This is a genomic window from Kitasatospora sp. NPDC059571, assembly GCF_042735675.1.
GTDB lineage: Bacteria > Actinomycetota > Actinomycetes > Streptomycetales > Streptomycetaceae > Kitasatospora.
Genome location: NZ_JBHWBW010000474.1, coordinates 1 through 6,190, shown reverse-complemented (window position 1 = coordinate 6,190; position 6,190 = coordinate 1). Strand labels below are relative to the sequence as shown.

The window sequence follows — 6,190 nt, the reverse complement described above, 5'->3', positions numbered from 1 at the left end:
CCGCGACTGCACGGCCAGGTGCAGGGCGACCAGTGAGGAGGAGCAGGCGGTGTCGACGGTGACGGCCGGGCCCTGGAAGCCGAAGGTGTAGGAGATCCGGCCGGAGGCGACGCTCGCGGCGTTGCCGGTGACGAGGTAGCCCTCCATGCCGTCGGCGGCCTCGTGCAGCCGGGGGCCGTACTCCTGGGCCTCGGCGCCGATGAAGACGCCGGTGCGGGACTCGCGCAGGCCGGTCGGGTCGATGCCGGCGCGCTCGAACGCCTCCCAGGCGGTCTCCAGCAGCAGGCGCTGCTGCGGGTCCATGGCGAGCGCCTCGCGCGGCGAGATGGTGAAGAAGCCGGGGTCGAACTCGTCGGCGTCGTGCAGGAAGCCGCCCTCGCGCGCGTACGAGGTGCCGGCCCGGTCGGGGTCGTCGTCGAAGAGGCCGGCGAGGTCCCAGCCGCGGCCGGTCGGGAACGGGGAGACGGCGTCGACCTCGTCGGACACCAGCTGCCACAGCTGTTCGGGGGTGCGGGCGCCGCCGGGGAAGCGGCAGGCCATCGCGACGATGGCGATCGGCTCGTCGTCGGCACCGGAGGAGACCGGCAGCGGCTCCGACTCGGCTGCCAGGCCGAGCAGTTCGGCGCGCAGGTGACGGGCGAGCGAGGCCGGGGTGGGGTGGTCGAAGACCAGGGTGACCGGCAGGCGCAGCCCGGTGGCGGCGGTGAGCCTGCTGTGCAGGTCCACCGCGGCGAGCGAGTCGAAGCCCAGCTCCAGGAAGGGCCGGTCGGCGTCGACGGCGGCGCCGGAGCGGCGGCGCAGCGCCTCCCTGGCGCGGTCCAGGACGAGGTTCAGGACGGTCCGCTGCTGCTCGGCCTCGGAGGAGTCGGCGAGCCGTGCGCGCCAGGACGAGACGCCGTCCGAATTTTCGACATCCGCGCCGGCCGGCTCCGGAATGAATTCCTCGGACTGGTTCATCATCGCGCGCTCCACTACCCGGCTGACGGTATCAAACACCGTTGGCCAGCGTGGCACGGGAAAGCGCCGCCGGATAACCCCTTACGGGCCCCTCAGCACCCCTACGATTCGGCGGGGGACCCCTAGGAATTCCTCGGGGTGCCGGGCCCGGGGAATTCGCCGGAATGCGGCCGGGGAATTCCTTCCCACAATCGGGCCACGCTAGCGCGTCGCGGCGGGCCGGTAAAGCGGGCCGCCGGAATTCGCGCCGGGGCGGCGCGCCGGGCGCGGGTCGGGCCCGGCCGGGGTGCGGCTCCGGATCAGCCGCGGACCAGGAAGGGCGCGAGGAGCCCGGGCAGGGCCTCCTCCGCGAAGGCCAGCCCCTCCCCCTCGGCGACGTCGCGCACCCGGTAGACGCCGGCGCCGGCCGCGGTGGCGGCCCCGAGGGTGAGCAGCCCGGCCCGGCGCTGGAAGTACGAGCGGGAGACCGTCCAGCCGATCACGCCCTCGCGCCGGAGGGCGACCGTCCGGCGGACGAAGGTGCCCGACCTGGCCACCAGGTAGGGGCCGGTGAGGCCGTGGCCGAGGGCGCGGTGGGCGTCGACGGCGAGCAGCACGCCGGCGGGCAGCAGCACGGCGGCGGTGATCCCGGCGGCGACCAGGAACGGGGGCAGCCAGATGCCCGGCAGCGCCACCGCGCCGACCACCGGCAGGACGACCGGCAGGACGCGGTTGAGGCGGCGGCGCAGCGCCCGGCGGGGGTGGCGGTGCAGCTCGGCGCGCTCGGTCGGCGACCGGTCGTCGCCGAGCACCGCGGCGGCGACCCGGAGCACCTCCTTGCGCGGCGAGGGCGGCATCAGGGCGCCGCGGGAGCGGTTCTCCTCGGCCGAGCCGAGGCCGCCGGCGACGGCCTGGAGCCGGGCGCCGCCGCCCGAGCGCAGCAGCAGCGGCTCGACCAGTTCGACGCCGCGCAGGCGCCGCTCCTCGATGGAGACCGACCGGTGGATCCACAGCCCGCGCCGCACCCGCAGGATGCCGCCGTCCTCGCGGGCCAGCCGGAAGCCGGACCAGCCCTCGACGTAGAGGGCGACCGCGCCGACGCTGCCGACGGCCGCGACGGCGAGCAGGGTGACCGGGACGGCGACCCAGACGGGCACCGAGGTGAAGGCGTCGGCCGCGCCGCGGACGACGCCCAGCTCCAGCGGGTCGACCTGCATCTCGTGCAGGGTGCGGTAGGCGGCGCCGAGCACGGCGAACAGGCCGCCGACGCCCCAGACGGTCAGCGGGGCGTAGCGGGTCCAGGACAGGTCGAAGGCGGCGATGGTGTCGTCGGCGGCCTCCGCGGCCGGCTCGCCGTGGCCGGCGGCGAGCAGCGCCGCGCGCCGGTTGAGCAGGTCCCGGCGGAGCGCGGCGGCCTGGTCGCGGGTGACGCCGTCCAGGGTCAGCGAGCCGCCCGAGGAGCCGACGGCGGCGACTCCGACGGAGACCGCGGCGAGACCGGCGAGGCGCTGCAGCGGCTTGGCGGTGACGTCGGCGTTGCGGATCCGCTCCAGCAGGACGGTGCGGCGGCTGCGGAACAGCAGGCCCTTGTGGACCTCCAGCCGGTCGTGGGTGACCCGGTAGCGGGTGGTGAGGCAGCGCATCAGGTTGATCCCGGCGACCACCCCGAAGGCGATGGTGAGGGAGACGACCGTGATCAGGGCCTGCAGGTTCAGCCTGCCGTGGCCGCCGAGCAGGGTGCCGGCCGCGGTGGCGGCGGGGGCGAGCAGCCAGCTCAGATGGACGGGGACGGAGCGCAGGCTCAGCCGCTGCCAGGCGGGCCCGTCCGGCCCGTCGGCGGGCGCGGACCCGCCGCGCGGGCCGGGGACGGCGGCGGACTCGGTGGTGCCGGGCCGCTCGGGCCCGGCGGGTTCGGTGGTCATGTGGCGTCTCCCGGGGTGGCCTGGGTGGTGCGGGTCAGGTGCTCGACGACCTCGATCGCTCTGCGGTGGTCGATGCCGCGGATCGTCACGTCGCCGGCGGCGGAGGCCGTGGTGACCTTGATCCCGGCGAGCCCGAACAGCTGCTCCAGCGGGCCGCGGACGGTGTCCACGGTCTGGATCCGCGACAGCGGGGCGACCCGCCAGCGCTGCCAGAGCCAGCCGGAGGCCGTGTAGACGGCCTCGTCGGTGGTCTCCCAGCGGTGCACCCGGTAGCGCCACTGGGGCATCACCGCGATGTACGCGACGCCGGGGACGGTGACCGCGAGCAGCACCCAGCCGAAGACGAACCGGGCCGGCGGGATCAGCAGGTAGAGCGCGGCGACGGCCAGGATGAGCGGCACGGGGATCAGCGAGGCCTGCACCGTCCACCAGGCGAGGGCGCGGCGCTCCACCCGGTGCCGCGGCGGCCGCAGCCGGAGTCCTTCGGATGAGGGCATTTCCTGTCCTGTTCCTATCGGGTGGCGACCCGGAGGCGCCGGCGGCGGTTCAGTACCACGACCGTGCGTACGAGTACGGTGGCGAGGGCCATCAGCACGAGCGAATTCGAGAACACGTCGGGACCGCTGATCCGGTACCTGATGGCGAACTCGATGATATCGGCGGTGTACCAGTGCTCGATTCCGTAGACGAAGACCACCCGGGCCGCCGACATCAGGAGCCAGAACAATGCGTACAGCAGGCCCGCGCGGGTGTACACGTTCCCGTCGGAATCCACCTCGCCGGGGAGCATCGCCCCGGCGGTCAGGCCCAGGATGATGCCGATGCCCACGCCGACCAGTTGCAGCGAGAGGTCGTTGCCGGCCAGCTGCGGGCTGTGGAAGAACAGCGCCATCACGGCGGCCACCGCGATCAGCGGCCGGATCAGGCGCATGGTGGTGACCCGGCGCCGGCCGAGGTCGCTGACCAGGATGACGGCCAGCACCGTCCCGCTGACCACCAGGGTGGTGGTGAACCCGCTCATGTGGTGCGGCTCCCGAGGATCGTCCGTCGAGGAACGCGGTTCGTCCTCGCTGATCTCCACGCTAGGGACGTGGTGGACGGGCCGGAACAACCGGTGGACGGACCCGGTGTCCACCGGTCGGTGGACAGCCGCGTCGACGGCGTCCCGCGGAACGGCCCCGGTTGACGGGCCGCCGGTCGGCGGGTGCACGCGGCGGACGGGGCGTGGTAGGACTGGTCGGCGTGCCAGCTCGCGCCATGACCGACCAGTCCCCCGCCGCCCCGTCCGCGCCGGGTGCGCCGGGCGTCCCCGCCGACGGTCCGAGCGGCGCCGACGGCGCGCAGGCGGCCTTCCGGCAGGATCCCATGGTCCGCTGGGCGGGCCTGTGGGACGCCTACTTCGGCCTCTGCTACCTCGTCACCGCCGGGCTGCTGCTCACCTCGCAGGCCGAGCCCGGCAGGGTCGCGGGCGCGGTCGCCGCACTGACCCTGATGGTGCCCTGGTACGCCGCGTTCGGGCGGCCGCTGCTGCGCGCCGGCGAACGGCCGCCCCGCAGCCGCTGGTTCGCGGCCGGCCTGCTCGTACTGTTCGCGGTGGCCGCGGTCCTCGACCTGGCCGGCGCCTTCGCGCTGTTCGCCGTCTGCCCGATGCTGCTGATGAGCCTGCCGTCCTCGCTCGGGATCGCGGTGGTGCTCTGCGCCAACCTGGTGCCGCCCGTCCTGGTGTGGATCAGCAGCGGGCGGCTCGGCCCCGAGGTGCTCGGTGTGCTGCCGCTGACGCTGCTGGGGATCGCGCTGACCGTGCTGCTGGGCCTGTGGATCACCAGGGTGGTCGAGCAGAGCCGCGAACGCGGTCGGCTGATCGAGGAGTTGGAGCGCAGCCGGGAGCGGGAGGCGCGGCTGTCGCACCAGGCGGGGATCGCCGCCGAGCGCGAACGGCTGGCCCGCGAGATCCACGACACCGTGGCCCAGGGCCTGACGAGCATCATCGCGCTGATCCAGACCGCGGAGGCGGAGCTGGAGGACGACCCGCAGCGGGCCCGCCGCCACCTCGCGCTGGCCGCCAGGTCCGCCGTCGACAACCTGGCCGAGACCCGCGGCTTCGTCGCCGCGCTCACCCCGGCTGCGCTGCGCGGCGACTCGCTCGGCGAGGCGCTGCGCCGCCGCGGCGAGGCGTTCGCCGCCGAGACCGGGCTGACCGTCGACCACACCGCCGAGGGCACCGAGTTCCCGCTGCCGACGGCGGTCGCGGTGGTGGTGCTGCGGGCGGCGCAGGAGTCGCTGGCCAATGTCCGCAAGCACGCCGGAGCCCAACGGGTCGTCCTGCGCACCGAGTTCACCGACTGCGAGGTGCGGCTGACGGTCACCGACAACGGCTGCGGGTTCGACACCGCACTGCCCTCCGAGGGGTACGGGCTGCGCGGCCTGCGGGCCCGGCTCGCGGAGACCGGCGGCACCGCCCGGGTGTCCAGCCGGCCCGGTTTCGGGACGGTGGTGGACGTCCGGGTGCCGCTCGGCACCGGCGGCACCGACCACGGCAACCCGAACGACCCCGACGGAGAGCCCCGATGACGATGCCCGCCCCCGACGCCCCGGGGATCACCGTGCTGATCGCCGACGACCACCCGGTGGTCCGCGAGGGGCTGTCGGCGATGCTGGAGTCCGCACCGGGGATCACCGTCGCGGGGACGGCCGGCGGCGGCGAGGAGGCGGTGGTGCTCGCCGCCTCGCTCGACCCGGACGTGGTACTGATGGACCTGCGGATGGGCGCGATGGACGGCGTCACCGCCACCGCGCGCATCCTGGCGCACTCGCGCCGTCCCCGGGTGGTGGTGGTGACCACGTACGAGAGCGACGCGGACATCCTGCGCGCGGTCGAGGCGGGCGCGGCGGGCTACCTGCTGAAGGGCACCTCGCGCGGCGACCTCATCGAGGCGGTCCGGGCCGCCGCCCGGGGCGAGACGGTACTGTCCCCCGCCGTCGCGGGCCGGCTGTTCCGGGCACGGGCGCAGGAGGCGCCGCCGGTGTCGGCGCGCGAGCGCGAGGTGCTGCAGCTGGTCGGCCGGGGCCTGACCAATGCGGACATCGGCCGTGAACTGCACATCGGCGAGGCGACGGTGAAGACGCACCTGCTGCGGATCTTCCGCAAGCTGGAGGTGTCCGACCGGACGGCGGCGGTGCTGGCCGCGATGGAGCGCGGGCTGCTGGACTGACCGGGTGGCCGGGCCGGGACGTGCTGCGGGGGGGGGGGGCCGCCGCGGCGGCCGGCGCGCCCCCCCCCCCGCGGGGGGTAAGGGTCGTGGAGGGTATAAAAAAATAGGTGGCGGACCGAC

At 75.0% G+C, this 6,190-nt stretch carries 6 protein-coding genes; 2 read left to right on the top strand and 4 right to left on the bottom strand.

Going from position 1 to position 6,190, the window contains the following annotated elements:
• The 4 genes from ACFV0G_RS33260 to ACFV0G_RS33245 all read right to left on the bottom strand — a co-directional run.
• On the bottom strand, positions 1–960 hold a 960-nt coding region (locus ACFV0G_RS33260; RefSeq protein ID WP_380556054.1), incomplete at its 3' end, for a beta-ketoacyl synthase N-terminal-like domain-containing protein.
• 296 nt (positions 961–1,256) lie between these two features.
• Entirely contained in the window at positions 1,257–2,858 is a 1,602-nt protein-coding gene (locus tag ACFV0G_RS33255; protein ID WP_380556053.1) for a PH domain-containing protein, read from the bottom strand.
• Positions 2,855–3,355, bottom strand: a complete 501-nt coding sequence (locus tag ACFV0G_RS33250; protein WP_380556052.1) for a PH domain-containing protein — start codon at positions 3,353–3,355, stop codon at positions 2,855–2,857. Before ACFV0G_RS33250 ends, ACFV0G_RS33255 begins: the two co-directional genes overlap by 4 nt.
• Before the next feature lie 14 nt (positions 3,356–3,369).
• Positions 3,370–3,879 carry a hypothetical protein gene (locus tag ACFV0G_RS33245; protein WP_380556051.1) on the bottom strand — a complete coding sequence of 170 codons (510 nt, stop codon included), beginning with the start codon at positions 3,877–3,879 and terminating at the stop codon, positions 3,370–3,372.
• Positions 3,880–4,115: 236 nt separating this feature from the next.
• Here ACFV0G_RS33245 and ACFV0G_RS33240 point away from each other — a divergent pair, with 236 nt between their 5' ends.
• Positions 4,116–5,429: a histidine kinase gene (locus tag ACFV0G_RS33240; protein ID WP_380556050.1), complete on the top strand. Its 1,314-nt coding sequence runs from the start codon at positions 4,116–4,118 to the stop codon at positions 5,427–5,429.
• On the top strand, positions 5,426–6,070 hold the full coding sequence (locus tag ACFV0G_RS33235) for a response regulator (RefSeq protein WP_380556048.1): 645 nt from the start codon (positions 5,426–5,428) through the stop codon (positions 6,068–6,070). Before ACFV0G_RS33240 ends, ACFV0G_RS33235 begins: the two co-directional genes overlap by 4 nt.
• Positions 6,071–6,190: the final 120 nt, after the last annotated feature.